This is a genomic window from Burkholderia pyrrocinia (assembly GCF_001028665.1).
In the GTDB taxonomy this organism is placed as follows: Bacteria; Pseudomonadota; Gammaproteobacteria; order Burkholderiales; family Burkholderiaceae; genus Burkholderia; species Burkholderia pyrrocinia.
In genome coordinates this window covers 190,488-209,761 of sequence record NZ_CP011503.1, presented here as the reverse complement: position 1 = coordinate 209,761, position 19,274 = coordinate 190,488, and the positions used below count along the sequence as shown (strand labels likewise).

16 protein-coding genes, 1 tRNA gene and 1 pseudogene are annotated in these 19,274 nt (G+C 65.1%); 10 read left to right on the top strand and 8 right to left on the bottom strand.

Translation table 11 applies throughout. The annotated features are described in order from the left end of the window. Positions 1 to 15 precede the first annotated feature (15 nt). The 3 genes from ABD05_RS39405 (at position 16) to ABD05_RS00935 (ending at position 4,322) form a co-directional block, all read left to right on the top strand. On the top strand, positions 16 to 2,076 hold the full coding sequence (locus ABD05_RS39405) for a PepSY domain-containing protein (RefSeq protein WP_158361549.1): 2,061 nt from the start codon (positions 16 to 18) through the stop codon (positions 2,074 to 2,076). Between the two features lie 217 nt (positions 2,077 to 2,293). After that, a complete protein-coding gene (locus tag ABD05_RS00940) occupies positions 2,294 to 3,037 on the top strand; it encodes a DUF4198 domain-containing protein (protein WP_047898560.1) in 744 nt (247 codons plus the stop codon). 130 nt (positions 3,038 to 3,167) lie between these two features. After that, positions 3,168 to 4,322 (top strand): porin, encoded by a 1,155-nt coding sequence (locus ABD05_RS00935; RefSeq protein ID WP_047898559.1) that lies wholly within the window; start codon positions 3,168 to 3,170, stop codon positions 4,320 to 4,322. A gap of 239 nt (positions 4,323 to 4,561) precedes the next feature. Here the strand turns inward: ABD05_RS00935 and ABD05_RS00930 are convergent. Continuing rightward, positions 4,562 to 4,652: transfer RNA gene (locus ABD05_RS00930), tRNA-Ser, on the bottom strand. 71 nt (positions 4,653 to 4,723) lie between these two features. Further along, on the bottom strand, positions 4,724 to 5,113 hold the full coding sequence (locus tag ABD05_RS38250) for a hypothetical protein (protein WP_158361546.1): 390 nt from the start codon (positions 5,111 to 5,113) through the stop codon (positions 4,724 to 4,726). A 256-nt stretch (positions 5,114 to 5,369) separates the two neighbouring features. Here ABD05_RS38250 and ABD05_RS00920 point away from each other — a divergent pair, with 256 nt between their 5' ends. From ABD05_RS00920 to ABD05_RS00895, 6 genes are all read left to right on the top strand, one after another. Beyond that, on the top strand, positions 5,370 to 6,458 hold the full coding sequence (locus tag ABD05_RS00920; RefSeq protein ID WP_047898558.1) for a toxic anion resistance protein: 1,089 nt from the start codon (positions 5,370 to 5,372) through the stop codon (positions 6,456 to 6,458). Positions 6,459 to 6,468: 10 nt separating this feature from the next. Then, positions 6,469 to 7,209 carry a VWA domain-containing protein gene (locus ABD05_RS00915; RefSeq protein WP_047898557.1) on the top strand — a complete coding sequence of 247 codons (741 nt, stop codon included), beginning with the start codon at positions 6,469 to 6,471 and terminating at the stop codon, positions 7,207 to 7,209. A 44-nt stretch (positions 7,210 to 7,253) separates the two neighbouring features. Beyond that, positions 7,254 to 8,270, top strand: coding sequence for a DUF475 domain-containing protein (locus ABD05_RS00910; protein ID WP_047898556.1), 1,017 nt, complete (start codon positions 7,254 to 7,256; stop codon positions 8,268 to 8,270). Between the two features lie 91 nt (positions 8,271 to 8,361). Further along, a complete protein-coding gene (locus tag ABD05_RS00905) occupies positions 8,362 to 9,018 on the top strand; it encodes a TerD family protein (RefSeq protein ID WP_047898555.1) in 657 nt (218 codons plus the stop codon). Between the two features lie 51 nt (positions 9,019 to 9,069). Continuing rightward, positions 9,070 to 9,936, top strand: a complete 867-nt coding sequence (locus ABD05_RS00900) for a hypothetical protein (protein WP_047898554.1) — start codon at positions 9,070 to 9,072, stop codon at positions 9,934 to 9,936. Between the two features lie 136 nt (positions 9,937 to 10,072). After that, entirely contained in the window at positions 10,073 to 10,693 is a 621-nt protein-coding gene (locus tag ABD05_RS00895; protein WP_047898553.1) for an HAD family hydrolase, read from the top strand. A 24-nt stretch (positions 10,694 to 10,717) separates the two neighbouring features. Here the strand turns inward: ABD05_RS00895 and ABD05_RS00890 are convergent, their stop codons facing one another. Continuing rightward, a complete protein-coding gene (locus ABD05_RS00890; protein WP_047898552.1) occupies positions 10,718 to 11,827 on the bottom strand; it encodes a fatty acid desaturase in 1,110 nt (369 codons plus the stop codon). Between the two features lie 226 nt (positions 11,828 to 12,053). On the opposite strand from ABD05_RS00890, the gene ABD05_RS00885 reads away from it, so the two are divergent. After that, a complete protein-coding gene (locus tag ABD05_RS00885) occupies positions 12,054 to 13,091 on the top strand; it encodes an AraC family transcriptional regulator (protein ID WP_047898551.1) in 1,038 nt (345 codons plus the stop codon). Between the two features lie 64 nt (positions 13,092 to 13,155). On the opposite strand, the gene ABD05_RS00880 is transcribed toward ABD05_RS00885, so the two are convergent. The 5 genes and pseudogenes from ABD05_RS00880 to cysD all read right to left on the bottom strand — a co-directional run bounded on the left by ABD05_RS00880 (position 13,156) and on the right by cysD (position 19,091). After that, the gene (locus ABD05_RS00880; protein WP_047898550.1) at positions 13,156 to 14,205 is read right to left on the bottom strand and encodes a lactonase family protein; all 1,050 of its coding nucleotides are present in this window, start codon (positions 14,203 to 14,205) and stop codon (positions 13,156 to 13,158) included. Beyond that, positions 14,192 to 14,536: pseudogene (locus ABD05_RS00875) on the bottom strand (MFS transporter); the annotation flags it as partial. The pseudogene ABD05_RS00875 and the gene ABD05_RS00880, both read right to left, overlap by 14 nt. 421 nt (positions 14,537 to 14,957) lie before the next feature. Then, the gene (locus ABD05_RS00865; RefSeq protein WP_047898547.1) at positions 14,958 to 16,145 is read right to left on the bottom strand and encodes a helix-turn-helix transcriptional regulator; all 1,188 of its coding nucleotides are present in this window, start codon (positions 16,143 to 16,145) and stop codon (positions 14,958 to 14,960) included. Positions 16,146 to 16,275: 130 nt separating this feature from the next. Next, positions 16,276 to 18,195 (bottom strand): sulfate adenylyltransferase subunit CysN, encoded by a 1,920-nt coding sequence (gene cysN / locus ABD05_RS00860; RefSeq protein ID WP_047898546.1) that lies wholly within the window; start codon positions 18,193 to 18,195, stop codon positions 16,276 to 16,278. After that, on the bottom strand, positions 18,195 to 19,091 hold the full coding sequence (cysD, locus tag ABD05_RS00855) for a sulfate adenylyltransferase subunit CysD (RefSeq protein ID WP_047898545.1): 897 nt from the start codon (positions 19,089 to 19,091) through the stop codon (positions 18,195 to 18,197). Before cysD ends, cysN begins: the two co-directional genes overlap by 1 nt. Positions 19,092 to 19,274: the final 183 nt, after the last annotated feature.

Here is a 19,274-nt window from a genome sequence, read left to right as displayed (position 1 = left end):
CCTATGCGAGTATCTGTGCGCAAGAATATTCTTCAGTTGCATCGGGTGATAGGTCTGAGCATTGGACTGTTCGTCGTCATGGTGGCGATGACGGGCGCAGGCATGCTATTTCGTGCGCAGCTCGAACCGGTCGTCTACCCTGGTCTGCTCAAAGTTCAGACGTGTAACGCGCGCCTGCCGCTCGATACGTTGATCGCCAATGCCCGCGCTTCCAATCCGGCAGCAGGCCGGCCAAAGCAACTCCGCATATACGACGACGCGGATTCCAGCACACGTATTCTCCTTGGCGACAACCGGTGGTACTACGTAAATCCATGCAGCGGCAAAGTCCTCGGAAGCGAGGATCGTTACGGCGGCCTGTTCGGTGCGATGGCTGCCCTCCACAGTTTTCATTTCCTGAAAAATGGCAGCGTTGTCGCAGGATCGCTTGCGCTGACATTTGCGTTCGTCCTCGTCGTTGGCGGCCTGGCGGTGTGGATTCCGGAGACGCTGCGCAAACGTAGGCGAGCCGACACGACCGCGGCCAACCTTCCCGTTCGTGCGCGCCGGCTCAACCTGCACAAAAGGCTCGGCGGCTATGTCAGCGTCATCCTGCTTGCGTGCGCGCTCACCGGTGCCTTGCAGTCGTTCCAGTTCGTGAGGGACGCGCTCTATGCACTGACGGCCTCCATGCCCCCCACGCCGTCTCCCAAACTGGTCGTGCAGTCCACTGCGCCTGGTTTGTCCGTGGAGGAACTGTGGCAACGAGCACAGGCTTTGGTGCCGAAGCCGGAATATGCCCGCATTCACTACCCAGCCAATCCCGGGGATGCTTTCAACGTCGACCTCGTCGCACGCGACGCACCGCATATCAATGCATTTTCCTACGCAAGTCTCGACACGAGAACGGGCAAGGTATTGCGTTTTACTTCTTATTCCGATAACAGCTTAGGTCATCGAATTTACCTGACGGCGCTTGCACTGCATTACGGATGGCTGAGCGGCGGATTTTTGCAAGTGCTGCAACTCATCGGCGTACTCTCGGTGCCGGTCCTGGCCTACATCGGCATCGGAAGCTATCTGCGCGGAAAACGCAAACGGCCTGAATCGGCGCTCGCGTTGGCGCCCGCGGCTCAACAGACGACGCTCACGTTGAAAGTGGCCAGGAAAACAGCCGAGGCGGAGAACGTTCAATCGTTCGAACTCGTCGACCCTACCGGAAAACCGCTGCCGCCATTTACGGCCGGCTCCCACATCGATGTTCATGTACCCGGTGGAAAGGTGCGTCAATACTCGTTGTGCAATTCGTCAGCGGAGAGGCATCGTTATCTGATTGCCGTCATGCTGGCCGAATCGACGCGCGGCGGATCGAAGGCCATGCATGAGCGGCTCGGCGAAGGGGACTTGATCGAAGTCGGCCTGCCTAAAAATTTCTTCCCGCTCGTGGAAACCGCGAAGCGCTCCGTGCTTGTCGCGGGCGGTATCGGTATCACGCCGATCCTGAGCATGTCGGAACACCTGGCTGAAGTGGGAGCCGATTTCGACTTGCACTACTTTGCGCGCTCCGCGTCTCGCGCTGCCTTTGTCGAGCGCATCCAGCGTTCGACATTCGCCGACCGCGCTTTCTTTCACTTCACGCAAGACGAGCAACAGCAGCGGCTGGACCTGGCCGGATTTTTCGACAGCCATGATACCGAAACGCACCTGTACGTATGCGGCGGTGAGGCATTCATGAATGCGGTCATCAACGCAGCATTGGGAAAGGGGTGGCGCGAAGACCGAATACACCGGGAGTACTTCAGTGCAGAGCAGAGGGAATGTGACGGAAATTCCGAATTCGATGTCGTGATCGCAAGCACGGGCGAGACGATTCGGATACCCGAAGACAAGACTGTCATGGTGGCTTTGGCCGATTGCGGAATCCATATTCCGGCGTCTTGCGAACAAGGCGTCTGCGGCACCTGCGTGACGCGCGTGCTGGATGGCGAACCGCAACATCGCGACTTGTTTCTCTCCGATGACGAGAGAAAAAGAAACGACCTCTTCACTCCCTGCTGCTCGCGCGCCAATAGCCGGACGCTGGTACTCGATCTTTAAGTGAAACGACCGGCGGCGCCGGTAAAACCATAAACAAATTTCTGATTGGAGAGGCCGTTGGCGCGATCGAGGATCGCGCTCTCGGCTTGGCATGCGCTCGTCAAGCGCAGGTGCGAGCTATTCGCGGCGTTGCTGCGACTGCACGGCGCATCGCCTTCATGGCCAATGAGATCGATAGGAATCGACCGTTTTTTTCAACCACTGGATGGAGATACAAATGAAGATCCCGACAAAGCTGGCCGTCGTGGCAAGCCTGCTTGCAGGCATGGGCGCGAGCAGCCTCGCGCAGGCCCATGGCATCTGGTTCGCGCAGCGCTCGAACCAACTGGCGTTGGTCTACGGCATCGGCGCCGACGATCTGGACATGATCAAGCGGCAGTCCAAGGTAAAGAGTGTCACCGCCTACGACGAACAAGGCAAGGAGGTTTCCACGCAACTCACGGCCAGCGGCCCGCTGCTCGTAGTGAATACCGACAACCAGCCGGCAATCGTTGCAGGCGTGTTGGACAACGGCCTGTGGAGCAAGACGACGGACGGCAAGTGGCACAACAAGGGCAAGGATGAAGTGCCCAACGCCGAGATCAGCTTGCACACGTTCAAGTACGCGGTGCATCTGCGTCGCCCTCTGCATGGTGCGATGCCGATACTGCCAGAGCAGAAGCTGCAGATCGTGCCGGTCGGCAATCAACTGCCGGATCGGATGGGCCAGCCGCTCACGGTTCGGGTGCTGTATGACGGCAAGCCCGCAGCGGGCGTCGAGGTGCAGCCAGACCTTCTCAACGATCCCGACTCCGAACCGCTTAAGACGGGAGCCGACGGCAACGTGACGATTCCGGTGCGCAACCAGGGTTTGAACGTCGTCGTTGCGAAATTCGACTCGCCGCCGTCGGAACCCGCGAAGACGAACAGCGACGAGCACGAGGCCACGCTGTCTTTCGTGCTGCCGCATCTGCCGGAGTGATCGACCGGACCGCCATCTGCTGGTCGCCTGCAACGATGATTGCCGGCGTTCTCTTCGTTCCCGAAAGCGCTGCCTGCCACGCATGAAGGACATTGTTTCAACTGTTTTTATTCACCCATACCGCATTCACATGAAAAAGTCTCTGATTGCAGCGGTCCTGCTAGCCTCGGTCGTATGTACGGCACGTGCCCAGAGCAGCGTTACGCTCTACGGCTTGATCGACGTCGGGATGAACTATGCGAACAACATTGGCGGTCATAGCCAGTATTCAATGGGCGCGGGCAATCTCGCCGGCAATCGCTGGGGGCTGCGTGGTTCCGAGGATCTCGGCGGCGGCCTGAAAACGATTTTCGTGCTGGAGAATGGATTTAGTATTGCGAACGGAAGGCTTGGCCAGGGGGGAGACGAATTCGGGCGACATGCGTATGTCGGCCTGTCGTCATCGAACATAGGTACCGTTACGTTCGGCCGTCAATATGATCCGATTACCGACCTGATCTACATGTTCGTCGCGGCTCAGACGTGGGCCGGATACGCGAGCGCCCATCCTGGCGATGTAGACAACACCGATGGCAGCAACCACATCAACAATGCGATCAAGTTCACCAGCGTGTCGTATGGTGGATTCACATTCGAGGGCGCCTACAGCTTCGGCGGTATCGCTGGAAAATTCAACCAGAATCAGATCTGGTCGGTCGCGGCGAACTATGTTCGGGGGCCGCTCACACTTGGGGCCGCCTTCGCCGATGCACGGGATCCCAACTTCTCCTACTTCGGCAATAACGCGGCTTCAAGCGCTACCGGGTCCAATATGGGCGCAAGTCGTGTGTATTCGGGCTATGCGTCCGCGAAAAGACAGCAGATCTTCGTTGCGGGCGCTTCTTACGTCGTCGGTGCCGCGACCCTCGCTGTCGACTACAGCAACACGCAGTTCAAGAATATCGGGGCGTTGCCGGGTCTCCCGGCAACAGGCGCGGGTGGCGATGCACGATTCCACGACATTGAAGTCAACATCCTCTATCGCCTCACGCCTGCACTCCAGTTGGGTGTCGGCTATAACTTCTTGAAAGGCTATGGCGTCAACGGTGCGATTTACAATCAAGGTGCGATTGGCGTCGATTACTTTCTGTCGAAGCGGACGGATTTATACGCAAACGCGGTCTATCAGCACGCGTCGGGCACTGATTCGACAGGTGGGAGGGCGGTCGCCAACCTCAACGGCCTGACGGCTTCCACCACCCAGAGTCAAGCGGAAGTCGTTTTCGGCATTCGACATCGCTTTTAGCAATCTGCGTTCGAGGACTGAAACCTATTCGCACCCCGCGGGCACGATACGAGGTCGTGCCTGCGTCGTTGCACTGAATAGCGATCGTCTCGTCGAGCGTGCTGAACGACATGCATCATGCACTGGCCGAACCCGGTGGGCGAAACGAATACCTGCCGCTGCTCGGGTAGCCGATTCGTGAGCGTGAAAACAAAAAACCCCGCAAATCATTGATTTTGCGGGGTTTTCGCCAAGAATTCTGGCGGAGAGAGGGGGATTCGAACCCCCGATAGGCGATTAACCTATACACGCTTTCCAGGCGTGCGACTTAAACCACTCATCCATCTCTCCGGAAGACCGAGAGTATAGCAAACTCTGGCGGCGGCCCGCCACTCCCTTGCACGCACGTCAGAAATCCGTCGTCATCGACAGCCATACCGGCCGCGTATCTGCTCGTCACCGACTACGACTGCCCGTTCGAGGAGGCCGTCACGTTCACGCTCGTGTCGAAGGATCCGCTGAAGGTGCGCGCGCAGCGTACGGTCGGCGCGATGTACACGTCGTGCCATCTGGATGACGTCACGTGGGCTGACGACCGGCATTTCAGCGCGACGTTCGTGGATGTCGACGGGCGATGGAATTTCACGATTCGTGACCGATCCGTGCCGTTCATCCTGCCTCGGCTCGACATGCATCGCGTACGGGATTGGTAGTGCGCGATCGACTGCCGCGAGCGCCTCATGCACGCGTGCGGACCGTCTGAAATCCGCGGAAACCGGCGGTTTCATTTGTCTTTCGTATTGATCAGACATGTAAGTTTCGGCGCGCACTGAACTTGCGTGGTCCATGCGCATGGCTGCAGGAACGGCGACGCTCGGGCATCGCGTCCACACGCAACATTACAAAATGAATGGAAAGTGAAAGAATTCCTTCCCTTGACGCACCGCACCGTCGCCATTTATTGTCCGTCTGCCGCCGTGAGAGAGCACGGCGGTTATCGCGGATGCGCGCCTCGCGCGCACGACGACAACACGTAGCAAAAAGCAGAAAAGGAAACGTGGTAGCCACATGAAGCCGCTATTCGACGACAAGAAATCCGATGCGGTCAGCGATCGTCCTTCCACCCCGTCTTTGTCACCCGTCGCAGTGCCCGCGGCCGCCGTCGTGCCGGCCGTGCAGCCGACGGAGCACGCGCGCCTGATCACCGTCGACGAGATCGACCAGCTCGGCGCGACGCAGGGTACGCGGATCGCCGCCTTCTCCCAGCAGATACTCGCGAGCGTCCGCGCGTCGGATGCCGACCGGCTCGGCGACAAGCTCAACGAACTGATCGCGACCGCGAAGGGGCTCGACCCGCGCGGCGCCGACAAGGGCGGGCTGCTCACGCAGGTCACGCGGCTGTTCCGCTCGACCAAGGAAAAGCTGCTGTCGCAATACGAGTCGGTGAGCAAGCGGATGGACACGCTCGTCGTCGAGCTCGAAAACCATGCGCAGCGCCAGAAGGCCGGCATCGACGAGCTCGAGCGGATGTACAACGACAACTACGCGCTGCACCAGGAACTCGCGCAGTCGAAGGCACACGGCGAAACGGCGCTCGCGACGCTGCGCGCGCATCTCGCGGCCGGCCAGCAGCCGGCGGACGACGCGTTCGCCGCGCAACGGCTGCTCGACGTGAAGCGCAAGGTCGACGCACTCGAGAGCAAGCTCGACGACCTCGACCGCGCGATGCTGATGTCGAAGCAGCTCGCGCCGCAGATCCGGATGGAGCAGGACCAGAAACGCACGCTGACGTCGAAGTTCATGACGATCAAGACCGTGCTGATCCCCGCGTGGACCAACGCGTTCGCGCTCTACCTCGAGCAGCTCAGCACGAAGCGCGCGGCGGCGCTCGCGAACGCGACGTACGACGCGGCCGACGAGGCGATTCGCGCGCAGGCCGACCTGAATCGCCAGAACGCGCAGGAAGTCGCGAAGCTCGGCCAGCGTCCGGTGATCTCGACCGACACGTTCGAATACGCGCAGCAGCAGCTGTTCGGCGCGTTCGACGACATCACGCAGATCATCGCCGACGGCAAGCGCCAGCGCGAGCAGGACGCGCCGCGCCTGCGCCAGCTCGAACAGGACTTGATCTCCCGATTCGCTCCGAAGCACCATTGAGGAACACCGCATGATTACGCTTGAGAAACGCGCGGCGAAGGTCGCGATCGTCCTCGAAAAACGCCAGATCCTGAAGCCGCCCGTCGTACGTGTCGGCGCGGCGCTCGATATCTCGGGCTCCGCGAAGCCGCTTTACCAGTCGGGCGTGATCCAGGAGACGCACGACCGGATTCTCGGCATCGCACTGAAGTTCGACGACAACGGCGAAGTCGACACGTGGACCTTCACCGAAGGCTACGACCGCCTGCCGACCGCGACGCCGGACAACTACGGCTCGTACATCTCCGATCACGTGCTCGAAGCGCGGATCGACAAGTGGGGCGGCACTCAGTACGCGCCGGTGATGAACGACATCGTCGACTTCTTCTTCCGCGCGCCGGAGCCGAAGCGCGAAGCAAAGCGCGGCTTCCTGAGCCGGCTGTTCGGCGGCGCGGACGAAACCCCCGCCCCGGCCGCATCCGCGCCGGCGAACGGCCATCTGCCCGCATGGGTGCTGTTCGTCACCGACGGCCAGAACCCGAAGAACGACCGCAAGCGCGTGCGCCAGTTGCTGGCCGAGTCGCAGCACTTCCCGCTGTACTGGTCGCTCGTCGGCGTCGGCGATCCGGACGAATTCGGCTTCCTCGCTGAAATCGCGGACGAGATGCCGAACGTCGGCTTCCTGCATCTCGAATCGCTCGACCTCAGCGACGAACAGATCTACGAACAGTTGATCACGCAGGAATTCTGCGACTGGGTGCGCGCGAAGTAAGCGCGGCCCGCACGCCCCTTTTTCAAAACTCGATTACCCCCATCATGTTGAAAGACTTCAAGATCCCGCTGTCGCTCACGGTGCTTGCGCTGATCGCGGCCCATCTCCTCGGCGGCGTAAAGGACATGCTGATCGTCGCGGTCCTGTGTGTGCTCGAAATTTCGCTGTCGCTCGACAACGCGGTCGTCAACGCATCGGTGCTCAAGAACTGGTCGGAGAAGTGGCGCAACCGCTTCATGGTGTTCGGCCTGCCGGTTGCCGTGTTCGGCATGCGGCTCGTGTTCCCGCTGCTGATCGTCGCGGTGATCGGCCACATCGGCCTGTGGGACGCGCTGACGCTCGCGGTCGAATCGCCCGAGAAGTACGCGGCGGTGCTGACGTCCGCGCATCACGAGGTGTCGGCGTTCGGCGGCGCGTTCCTGCTGATGGTGTTCTTCAAGTTCATGCTCGACACCGAGAAGGACGAGCACTGGATCGGTTTCCTCGAAGGCCCGATGCGCCATCTCGGCCGCATCACCGCGCTGGAAGTGGCGCTGACGCTCGCGATCGTGATCGTCGCGTCGTTCTACGTGCCGGCGGCCGAGCAGGTGAGCTTCCTGCTCGCGGGTGCGTTCGGCGTGATCAGCTTCGTGATTGCGCACGGCATCGGCGATCTGATCGGCGGCGAGGACACCGGCACGCGCGTGGTGCGCGAAGGCGTCGCGGGTTTCATGTATCTCGAAGTGCTCGATTCGTCGTTCAGCTTCGACGGCGTGATCGGCGCGTTCGCGCTGTCGAACAACATCTTCCTGATCGCGCTCGGCCTCGGCGTCGGCGCGGCCTACATCCGGGAGATGACGCTCGTGCTGCTGAAGAAGGGCACGCTCGCGCAGTATCGCTTTCTCGAACACGGTGCGTTCTGGGCGATCGGTGCGCTCGCAACGATCATGTTTCTCGGCGTGAAGTTCGAGGTGCCCGAGGTCGTCACGGGCCTGATCGGCGCGGCGATGATCGCCGCGGCCGTGTGGTCGTCGATCGTCGTGCAGCGCAAGGAAGACCGGACCGCGGTGGCGGGCGAGTAATACGCGCGGCCCGGAAACCATCAACGAGGGCCGCGCACGGCGGCCCGGCATTGCCGCCGGCGCAACGGCGGTTCCAGCAGAAGAGGTTCAGATGATCAATTTGTCGAAAGGCGGTCGCGTCAACCTGTCGAAGGAAGCGCCCGGCACGCAGAAATTCCGCATCGGTCTCGGTTGGGACGCGAACGCGACGGACACGGGCACGGATTTCGATCTCGACGTGTCGGTGTTCCTGTGCAAGTACGATGCGCAGACCAATCCGAAGCTGATCTCGGATCAGCACTTCGTGTTCTACAACAGCGAAGTGCGCACGATGGACCGCGAGGAAACCTTCATCCAGCCGGGCGACGATTTCCCGAAGCGCGGGATGCCGGCGTCGAAGTGCATGGGCGTCGTGCATAGCGGCGACAACCGCACGGGCAGCGGCGGCGGCGACGACGAAGTGATCTTCATCGACATGACGAAGCTTGCTGCCGACGTCGAGGAAATCTCGGTGGTCGTGACGATCGACCAGGCTGAAGCGCGCCGCCAGAATTTCGGGCAGGTTCGCAACAGCTACATCCAGATCGCCGACGAGGTGTCGGGTGCAGTGATCGCGAAGTATGCGTTGGAAGAGGATTTCTCGATGGAGACGTCGGTGCAGGTCGGCAGCTTCTATCGCCGCGACGGCCACTTCATGTTCAAGGCGGTCGGCGCCGGCTACAACCGTGGCCTCGGCGATTTCGTGCGCGCGTACGGCGGCGCGGTCTGACTGGCGGCAGCCCGGCGTGCGGGAAACCGCCGCGCCGGGCAGGATGCAGCGATGACGAATCCGTCAGACGAGCCGAAGCGGCTCGAGTTCGATACGACGCCCGAGCGCACGCCCGGGCGTCTTGCGTTCGACGCGCCGCCCGCGGCCGGTGCGCCGGCCGCGCATGCGCCCGACCGGCCGGCGCCGCAGGCGCTCGACTTCGGGCCGGCGGCCGACAAGGTTGTGCGCACGGCGCCCGCCGATGCGGTCGGCCGTGCGCTGTTCGGCGAATCGAACCATCCGCTGCTCGAATCGTGCTTCCGCACCGCGCAGGCCAGCTTCCCGAATCTCTATCCCGACTACGCGCCGCGCATCGAGCGGCACATCCGGCAACTGGTGCCGCTCAAGCTCGCGACGGTCGCGACGATCGGCGACGGTGCGCTTGAAACGGCGGGCAACCTCGTCGAAGCCGTCGCGGCGACGACGCGCGAATTCAACGAACTCGGCGCGGCCGACACGATGGCCGGCATGCTCGCGCAGGCGACGCGCAAGGCCGGCATGTTCGAACGCTGGTTCGGCGCGGCGTCGGGCCATGTCGACTACCGTGCGGCGCTCGGCGCGCTCAAGCAATCGCTCGGCTTCTTCCCGCGTCGCACCGAGGAGCTTGCCGCGAAGGTCCGTCATGCGGAAGAAAACCTCGTGGTTGTGCTCGCGGCGCTGAGTGCGGTGGCGGACGTCGTGCGCGTGCCGGACGATGCGGGCGTCGAGCGCACGCTGTTCGACCGCCGCAACATCGTCGGGCAGGCCGTCCGGCAGATCCGGATGCAGCCCGCGCAACTGCGCGGGCTCGATGAGCGCGTGACCGACCTGCTGTCGCGCGCCGATCACCTGATGAACGTCGTGCTGCCGGCGGCGCTGGCGGCGCGGCCGCAACGCTGAGCAAACGTCACGACGACCACCTGCGCTTCGGCGCGCGTGGTCGGTGCCCGGGCCACGCTACGTCACGCCGTTTCGCGCGCATTGGCGCGAGTCTGCTATCTTCCCGGGCATCTCATCGCTTTCCCGCCGATTCTCCATGACTGACCGCATCGTCGCCGCGTTCGATTTCGACGGCACCATCACGACCACCGACAGCTTCCGCCACTTCGTCCGCTACGCGGTCGGTACGCCGCGCTTTGCATGGGCCGGGCTGCGCGCGCTGCCGTGGATCGTCGCGATGAAGGCCGGGCTGCTGTCGCGCGGCGATGCGAAGGCGAAGTTCGCGTCGTTCGCATTCGGGCCGGTCCGCGAGGATGCGCTCGATGCGCTGGCACGCACGTTCGTCGATACGACCCTGCCGCGCTTCGTGCGTCCGGAAATGCTCGAGCGGATTCGCGAGCATCGGGTGCGCGGGCATGAGGTCGTGCTGGTCAGCGCGTCGCCATCGCTGTATCTGGAGAAGTGGGCGAAGACGGCCGGTTTCGACGCCGTGCTCGCGACGCGGCTTGCGTTCGAACGCGGCGCGTTCGCCGGGCGGCTCGACGGCGAGAACTGCTGGGGGCCGCAGAAGGTCGTACGGCTGCGCGGGTGGTGGGGCAACCGGCCGCCGAAGCAGTTGTTCGCATACGGCGACAGCCGCGGCGACAAGGAAATGGCCGAACTCGCGAACTGGTCGTGGATCCGCGGGCAGGGGGCGATGCCGCCGATCGGCGATTGATGCGGCGCGCTGCCGATGCCGGTATTACGCGTCGGCTTGCGCGTTGCGCGCGCCGCGCGACGAACGATAAGCACCCCAGCGATTCGCACGCGCAAACGTGCCGACGTCGTTGAAGCGCACGCCCACTTCGCGCAGCGCCGCATGCGCGGTTCGCGCGGTCAGTTGCCGGATGTAGAACGGATCGCGCACCACGAAGTGATGGATCGCGTGCGTGCTGCCGAAATTGAAGCAGAAGAACTGGAACGGCAGCATCCACCACGGATTGAGCACCTGCGTCTGCTGGATCACGTTGCGCGAATCGATGTCGCCGAAGTAATGCATGTTCGAGCTGACGAAGTTGATGCAGAAGCTGCGCACGAAGTTCGGCCCGAGCCACACCACCGCGAGAAAATCGACGACGTCCATCGCACGCTCGACGAGGGCCGGCACCGTCACCGCATAGCCGAACGCATGCAACGCGAACAGGCCGACGTGATAGACGATGAACGCGTGCCACAGCGCGTAGTACACGTGACCGACCGGCATGTACGACGACACCTGCTCGACGCGCAGCTGCATGCGCTCGGCCGGATCCTGCACCGGCTGCGCGGCCACGTACTGCTTCACCTTGCGGCGCATCGCGGCCGGCCGCAGCACGACGGCGAGCATCCCGTCCGCGATCATCAGCAGGCGCTTCACGCCCCAGCGCTCGCCGTTGGTGATGCCGAATTCCTCGAGATCCGATTCGCCGCCCGACACCTTGTGGTGATGCAGGTGCATGCGCCGCCGCGTCCACGGGTTGATCGTGCCGGGCCGCGTGAGCCAGCACAGCGCCATCATCAGGTGATAGGCCCACGGCGTCTTCTTGAAGTACATCAGGTGGATCAGGTCGTGCTCGAGTTCGTGGATCAGCGACGTGACGAACGCGGCGAGCGGCAGCGCGACGTACCACGCGATCGTGCCGCGTGCATATAGCCACGCGATCGCGAGCATCGCGGCGACCGACACGGCCATCACGGTCGCGCCGACGAGGTTCTGGTTGTCGAGCAGCGGAAAGCGCGCGCGGATCGCATCGCTCGCGGCATTGACCTCGCGGCGGACGTACGCGACCTTGTCGGCGTCGTTGCGAAAGACGATTCGTGCGGGTTGGCTCATCGACCGGAATCCGTGCGGAAAGGGTGGGGCGTTATGCCGATGTGACAAGCATAGGCGCGCGCCGCACCGCACGCGAGGGCCGCCGGTGCCAATGGCGGTGTCATTTCGGGCCACGATGGCCGGCGAGCGAGCGCCCGATCGCGCATCGCGCGGCTAGAGTGTCGCCGCGGTGTCATTGCGGGCCAGCGACGCTACAATCCGCCGAAACCGCTCCGGAGTCCGCCGCATGGCCCTGTCCGTCCCGGATGCCGCGCGCCAGTTGAACAAGGCGACGGTGTCGTCCGCGTATGCGCTGTTCATGCTGATGCTGGCCGAGGAGCGCGGTATCGATGGCGGCCGCATTCTCGCCGGCTCGGGCGTCGAGCGCGACCGGCTCGCGCAGCCCGATGCGCGCATCACGCCGCTGCAGCAGGCGGCGATCGTGTTCAACCTGCTCGATGCGACCGACGACCCGTCGATCGCGATCGAGATCGGCCTGCGCAGCAGCCTGACGAAAGCGGGGCTGATCGGATTCGGGCTGATGAGCTGCGCGACGCTCGGCGAGGCGATTGGGCTCGGCATCCGTTACCTGCCGACGCGCGTGCCGTTCTTCTCGGTGCGGCTCTCGCAGCTCGACGGGATCGTCGACATCGACGTGCTCGAAGCGTTTCCGCTCGGCCGGCTGCGTCAGTTCGCAGTCGAGAATTTCCTGGTCGAGACGGCGATCCTGTTCAATTCGCTGCTGTATCCGGCGCCGGGGCGCACGCTGCAGTCGCGCGCCGAACTCCACTTCGCATGGCCCGAGCCGCCGTGGTTCGAGCGTTATCGCGCGCGGCTGCCGCGCTGCCATTTCGATGCAAGCGCAAACCGCATCCGCTGCGACGCCGCGCTGCTCGATGAGCCGATCGGCACCGCGAACGCACAGACCGCGCAGATGATCGTCCAGCAATGCGAGGCCGAACTCGCGCGGCTCGGTTATGCGGAGAGCATCGTCGAGCGCGTGCGCAACCTGCTGATCTGCGGCGATGGCGGTTATCCGTCGGTCGACGACATTGCGCGCGAACTGCATGTATCGGCGCGCACGCTCAAGCGCAAGCTCGCCGAGTACGGCGCGACCTATTCGACGCTGCTCGACGAGATCCGGCTGCGCGACGCGCTGCGGCTGCTCGAGGGCACGCGCTTGCCGGTCGACGAGATCGCGGCGCGCGTCGGTTATACGGACCGCGCCAACTTTACGCGTGCGTTCAAGCGCTGGACGGGCGTTGCGCCGAGCGAGCGGCGCTGACCGCGGGCACGGCGGACCTGCGTTCGCGGCGGACCTGCCGGATCCCGCGCCCGGCGTTGCTTCATCAGACGATCGCGACCCAGTTCGCACCGCGCCCGCCCGGCACGCGCGCGTGCGGCGACAGCGCGCCGTCGTCCGCCGCGATCGCGTACACCGTCACGTATTCCGACTGCTCGCCGCACGCGACGAGCCAGCGCCCCGATGGATCGATCGCGAACCCGCGCGGCTGTGTTTCGGTGGGTGTCGCGTGCGCGGGCTCGAACGTGCCGTCGTCGGTGCGGCGATAGCAGAGCAGTTGGCTCGACGTGCGTTCGCTGACATACGCGAAACGCTCGTCGGGCGTCAGATGCAGGTCGGCGGCCCACACCGAAGGTTCGGCGGGCGCGGGCGGCCGCGCATGGCCTTGCGCGAGTTCGGCGACGGCCGGGTGGCGCACGCTTACATGCGCGTCGCCGAGCCGGCCGCTGTCGGGATCGCGCGAGAACGTCGCGAGCGTGCCCTGGAATTCGCTGACGACGACGAGCGCGCGGCCGTCGCGTGCGAATCGCAGGTGACGCGGGCCGAAGCCGGCCGGCACGCGCGACTCGCCATGTTCGACCAAACGCAGGCCGGCGGCGTCCTCGACGAGCGCGAAGCTGAACACGCGGTCCGAGCCGAGCGAACTGACATACGCGAAACGATTGTCCGGCGACACGATCACCGCATGCGCGTTCGCGATGCCGCCGGCCACCTGCAGCGGCGTGCCGTCGCCGTCGCGCACGCGCGCGGCGTCGTAGAGGCTCAGCGAATTCCCGCCGTACGATGCGCCGAGCAGCCAGCGGCCGCTGCGGTCGAGCGACAGGTACGCGTGGCTCGCGTCGATCGCGGTCGTGCCGATGCGCGCGAGCGCGCCCGTGGCCGGGGCGACGCGGAACGCGACGATCGTCGGCTGTTCGCCGCGCGTCGCGACGTAGAGCCGCGCGCGGTCGCCCTGCACGGCGATCGGCATCGCGACGTCGGCGGCCGGGTAGCGGGCGAGCGGCGCGAGCGTGCCGTCGCCCGTGAGGGAGAACGTGGCGAGGTCGCCGTCGGCGGCATTCGAGACGACGACGGTCAGGCGGTCAGTGTTCGGCATGGCGGAGCATCGTAGCGTGCGTGAAGGACTCGTCGGCCGGCAGGCCGCGCGGCGGATCGCTGCGCCGGTGCGTGCGCGCGAACAGCGCGGCGACCGCGGCGACGAGGGACGCGATCGCGAGTGCATACAGCCCGCCCGTGATCGAACCCGTATGTTGCTTCAGATAGCCGAATGCCGTCGGCGCGACGAAGCCGCCGAGGTTGCCGACCGAGTTGATCAGCGCGATCACGGCCGCGGCCACGCGCGTGTCGAGATAGCCCTGCGGGATCGGCCAGAACAGCGACGACGCGGCCTTGAAGCCGAGCGCGGCGAAGCAGATCGACGAAACCGACGTTCACGCGGTCGATGTAGTTCGCGATGAACATGATCAGCACGAGCGGCAGCACGTGCCACTTCACTTTCGAGACGGCGGACGCGAGCGGGTCGCGACCGGGCAGGGCGGGCGAGGGCGGGTTCAACGGTGTCTCCGGTCGGGCGGCGGCGGACGGGGCGGCAGCCCGCGTCGGCGTATGGGTGGTGGTCGATGTAGTATGTCGTCGTATGACATGGTACGCCTGAGCGCAAATGAAGGCGTCGCGGGTTTACCCGGTAATTTCCTGGATATTGGCGAATATCTTGAGACCGATTGGTTGTTCAATCATGTCTGATGACGTATGACGTCAAATGAGATTGCGTCGATCGTCGGGTGCCCGGTCGCGACCCGCGTCGTGCGTCGGCCGCGCTGGCTGCCCTGCGGCCGCCGTCACGGACCGCTACGCCATCGACACGACGCTGTTGAGCAGCGTCTTCACGAGCACGGCCTGACGCGTCGCGCCCGTTTTCGCGAAGATGCCGCGCAGGTGCGCACGCGCGGTGTTCTTCGTGATGCCCGTCGCGGCGGCCGCTTCGTCGAGCGTGAGCCCGTCGACGAGCAGCAGCGCGATTTCGGTCTCCATCGGCGTAAGCCGGAACAGCCGGTGCAGCATGTCGCGCGACGTCTGCGGCGACGACGCCGGATCGCGGACGAACACCGCGACGGCCGGCCGGTGCTGGCGGTCCTCGGCGCCGCGATAGGGCGCGAGCGGGCGCAGCAGCACGCTCAACGGCATCGCGCCGCCGGGGCGCGACAGCGTGGTGGCTTCGATGCGCGCGAGTGCGCCCGCGCGGAAATGCTCGAGTGCGGCCTGCAGCGCCTTCTGCAGCCGGCGCTCGTCGAGCGGGCACGATGCGTGGAGCCGCTCCTGGCGCATGCACAGCCCGTCCTGCTGCTCGATCAGCCGCTCGGCGATGCGGTTGCGCTTGATCACGCGGCCGTCCTCGTCGACGATCGCGGTGCCGACATCGAGGCGGTCGACGGTGCCCGCATACAGCGCGCGTTCGGCGTCGAGCACGTCGAGTGCCGCGTGCAGCTCGACCGCGCGCTGCAGGTGCGGCAGCAGCGTCGCGACCTGCGCGCGCTCGGCCGCGTCGAAATCGCGGCCGCCGTGCGCGCGGCTCACGAAGAACGCGCACTCGACGCCGCGTTCGCCGCGCAGGTTCGCGCCGAGGATGTAGCGCAGGTCGAGCGGCTGCAGGTACTGCCGGTAGAAGTCGTGCGCGCGCCACGCGGTTTCGCCGAACAGCCGGTCGGCCGTGAAGACCTGGCCGGGCGGCTGGTCGAGAAACGGGCACAGCGCATAGAACTGCTCGCTGTACGACGGCTCGCCGGGCAGCAGCGGGCCGTGCGTCGACGCATTGATGATGAGCCCGTGCCGCGAGCCGCCCGGATTGCGCAGCACGAGCGTCGTGAAGCTCGCGTCGAGCCGCACGCGGACCGCTTCGAGAAAGCTTGCCCACGGGGTCGCTTCCGACGGGCCCTGGTAGACGAGCCCGAGCCACGCGCTGAGTTCGCGCGCCGTCCACGCCGCGTCGTCGAAACCGTCGTGCGTGGCCGTGTCGCCGGGCGCCAGCGCGATCCGCATGCTCGTATTCTCCTGGGTCGGGATGAAGTGTTCCCGAACCAGCATACCGGCCGGCCGGCGGCCCGCGTCACCCGAACGGAGTAGGCGGCGCGGGCAGGCGGGCAACCGCCGGGCTGCCCGCCTGCGGCGCTTACGCCGCGCGCTCGCGCAGCAGGTACGCGACGATGCGGTCCGCCGCCTGTTCCGGCGACTCGGCCACCGTGTCGACGCGCAGCTCGGGCTGCGCGGGCGGCTCGTACGGCGAGTCGATGCCGGTGAAGTGCTTCAGCTCGCCGCGCCGCGCCTTCTTGTACAGGCCCTTCGGATCGCGTTCCTCGGCGACCGCGAGCGGCGTGTCGACGAACACTTCGACGAACTCGTCGGGGCCGACCAGCGCACGCGCCATGTCGCGCTCCGCACGGAACGGCGAGATGAACGACACGAGCGTGATGAGCCCCGCGTCGAGCATCAGTCGCGCGACTTCGGCAACGCGCCGGATGTTCTCCACGCGATCGGCCTCGGTGAAGCCGAGATCGCGATTGAGCCCGTGCCGCACGTTGTCGCCGTCGAGCAGGTACGTGTGCCTGCCGAGCGCATGCAGCCGCTTCTCGACGAGGTTCGCGATCGTCGACTTGCCGGCGCCCGACAGCCCCGTCAGCCACACGATGCGCGGCGTCTGCGCCTTCTGCACCGCGCGTGCGTCGCGATCGACGTCGACGGCCTGCCAGTGCACGTTGTGCGCGCGGCGCAGCGCGAAGTGCAGCATCCCGGCGCCGACCGTGTCGTTGGTGAAGCGGTCGATCACGATGAAACCCCCCGTATGGCGGTTCCGGTCGTACGGATCGAATGCGACGGGTCGGTCGAAGCTCAGGTTGCACACGCCGATCTCGTTGAGCGCGAGCGTGCGCGCGGCGAGATGCTCGCGCGTGTTCACGTCGATCTTGTACTTCGGCGTCGCGCAGGTCGCGCCGACCGTCTGCGTGCCGAGCTTCACGAGATACGGGCGGCCGGGCAGCAGCGGCTCGTCGTGCATCCACACGAGCGTTGCCTCGAACTGGTCGGCCACTTCGGGCGGCGCGTCCGCGCGCGCGATCAGGTCGCCGCGGCTGATGTCGATCTCGTCGGCGAGCGTGAGCGTCACCGCGTCGCCGGCGCGGGCGACGTCGCTTTCGCCGCGCTGCGTGATGACCGTCGCGACCCGGCTCTCCTTGCCGGACGGCAGCACGCGCACGCGCTCGCCGACGCGGATTTCGCCCGACGCGATGCTGCCCGCGTAGCCGCGGAAGTTCAGGTGCGGGCGGTTGACCCACTGCACGGGCAGCCGGAACGGCTCGTCGCGCGTCACGCGCGCGGCGAGCGGCAGGCGGTCGAGATGCTGCATCAGCGTCGGGCCCGCGTACCAGGGCATCTGCGCGCTCGGCACGATCACGTTGTCGCCGCGCAGCGCCGACATCGGGATGCTGACGATCTCCGCCAGCCCGAGCTCGGCCGCGAACGCGCGATAGTCGGCGTCGATGCGGTCGAACACGGCCTGGTCGTAGTCGACGAGATCCATCTTGTTGATCGCGAGCACGACGCGCTTGATGCCGATCAGCGCGACGAGATGGCTGTGGCGGCGCGTCTGCGTGAGCACGCCCTTGCGCGCGTCGATCAGGATTACGGCGAGATCGGCGGTCGATGCGCCGGTGATCATGTTGCGCGTGTACTGCTCGTGGCCGGGCGTATCGGCGACGATGAACTTGCGCCGCGCGGTCGCGAAGAAGCGGTACGCGACGTCGATCGTGATCCCTTGCTCGCGCTCGGCCGACAGGCCATCGACGAGCAGTGCGAAATCGAGTTCGCCGTCCTGCGTGCCGACCTTCTTCGAATCGGTCTCGAGCTGCGCGAGCTGGTCGTCGAACAGCATGTTCGATTCGTAGAGCAGGCGGCCGATCAGCGTGCTCTTGCCGTCGTCGACGCTGCCGCACGTGATGAAGCGCAGCAGGTCCCTGGTTTGCGCGTCGTCGTCGGCGGCGGACGCGGCGGAGTCGCGGCGCGCGAGCGTGTCGGGCGCGGTGAGTACGTGTGCCATCAGAAATATCCCTCCTGTTTCTTCTTTTCCATCGAACCGGCCGAATCGCTGTCGATCAGGCGCCCCTGGCGCTCGGACGTGCGCGTCTCGCGCATCTCCTGCAGGATGTCGTCGAGCGTCGTCGCCTCGCTGTCGATCGCGCCCGTCAGCGGATAGCAGCCGAGCGTGCGAAAGCGCACCTTGCGCATCTGCGGCACTTCGCCTTCGCGCAATGGCAAACGTTCGTCGTCGACCATGATCAGCGCGCCGTCGCGTTCGACGACAGGGCGATCCTTTGCGAAGTAAAGCGGCACGATCGGGATGTCGTGAAGCTGGATGTACTGCCAGACGTCGAGTTCGGTCCAGTTCGAGATCGGGAACACGCGCAGGCTTTCGCCTTTGCGCTTGCGCGCGTTGTACAGCGACCAGAGTTCGGGACGCTGGCGTTTCGGGTCCCAGCGGTGCTGTTCCGAGCGCAGCGATACGATGCGCTCCTTGGCGCGCGATTTTTCCTCGTCGCGGCGCGCGCCGCCGAACGCGGCGTCGAAGCCGTAGTGGTCGAGCGCCTGCTTGAGCCCTTGCGTCTTCCACACGTCGGTGTGCACGGCCGAGCCGTGCGTGAACGGATTGACGTCGTTCGCGACGCCGTCGGGATTGATGTGCACGCGCAGGTCGAGGCCGAGGCGCTCGGCCGTCTCGTCGCGAAACGCGATCATCTCGCGGAATTTCCAGGTCGTATCGACGTGCAGCAGCGGAAAGGGCGGCTTCGCCGGGTAGAACGCCTTCATCGCGAGATGCAGCATGACCGAGCTGTCCTTGCCGATCGAATACAGCATCACCGGGTTCTCGCTCTCCGCGACCACCTCGCGCATGATGTGGATGCTTTCGGCCTCCAGCCGCTCCAAGTGGGTCAACATCGTTCGTCTCCTTGTTTCATGCCGGTGCCGCGCGACATGTGCGGCGTTTCGTGCATGACGCCAACGGTATCGAGCGAGGGGCATGCCGCTCTTCGTCCGGGTGGACTAAGAGGCGACCTGGCGGCGCAGCGGATCTTTCCTTAGTCCACCCGGACGAAGTGGCGCGCGACGCAGGCGCTTAAG

Bases quoted from the DNA above. Each gene is read 5' to 3' on its own strand.
- ABD05_RS00940 (WP_047898560.1), top strand. From the start codon at position 2,294: ATGAAGATCCCGACAAAGCTGGCCGTCGTGGCAAGCCTGCTTGCAGGC.
- ABD05_RS00935 (WP_047898559.1), top strand. From the start codon at position 3,168: ATGAAAAAGTCTCTGATTGCAGCGGTCCTGCTAGCCTCGGTCGTATGT.
- ABD05_RS38250 (WP_158361546.1), bottom strand. From the start codon at position 5,113: ATGTCTGATCAATACGAAAGACAAATGAAACCGCCGGTTTCCGCGGAT.
- ABD05_RS00920 (WP_047898558.1), top strand. From the start codon at position 5,370: ATGAAGCCGCTATTCGACGACAAGAAATCCGATGCGGTCAGCGATCGT.
- ABD05_RS00915 (WP_047898557.1), top strand. From the start codon at position 6,469: ATGATTACGCTTGAGAAACGCGCGGCGAAGGTCGCGATCGTCCTCGAA.
- ABD05_RS00910 (WP_047898556.1), top strand. From the start codon at position 7,254: ATGTTGAAAGACTTCAAGATCCCGCTGTCGCTCACGGTGCTTGCGCTG.
- ABD05_RS00905 (WP_047898555.1), top strand. From the start codon at position 8,362: ATGATCAATTTGTCGAAAGGCGGTCGCGTCAACCTGTCGAAGGAAGCG.
- ABD05_RS00900 (WP_047898554.1), top strand. From the start codon at position 9,070: ATGACGAATCCGTCAGACGAGCCGAAGCGGCTCGAGTTCGATACGACG.
- ABD05_RS00895 (WP_047898553.1), top strand. From the start codon at position 10,073: ATGACTGACCGCATCGTCGCCGCGTTCGATTTCGACGGCACCATCACG.
- ABD05_RS00890 (WP_047898552.1), bottom strand. From the start codon at position 11,827: ATGAGCCAACCCGCACGAATCGTCTTTCGCAACGACGCCGACAAGGTC.
- ABD05_RS00885 (WP_047898551.1), top strand. From the start codon at position 12,054: ATGGCCCTGTCCGTCCCGGATGCCGCGCGCCAGTTGAACAAGGCGACG.
- ABD05_RS00880 (WP_047898550.1), bottom strand. From the start codon at position 14,205: ATGCCGAACACTGACCGCCTGACCGTCGTCGTCTCGAATGCCGCCGAC.
- ABD05_RS00865 (WP_047898547.1), bottom strand. From the start codon at position 16,145: ATGCGGATCGCGCTGGCGCCCGGCGACACGGCCACGCACGACGGTTTC.
- cysN (WP_047898546.1), bottom strand. From the start codon at position 18,195: ATGGCACACGTACTCACCGCGCCCGACACGCTCGCGCGCCGCGACTCC.
- cysD (WP_047898545.1), bottom strand. From the start codon at position 19,091: ATGTTGACCCACTTGGAGCGGCTGGAGGCCGAAAGCATCCACATCATG.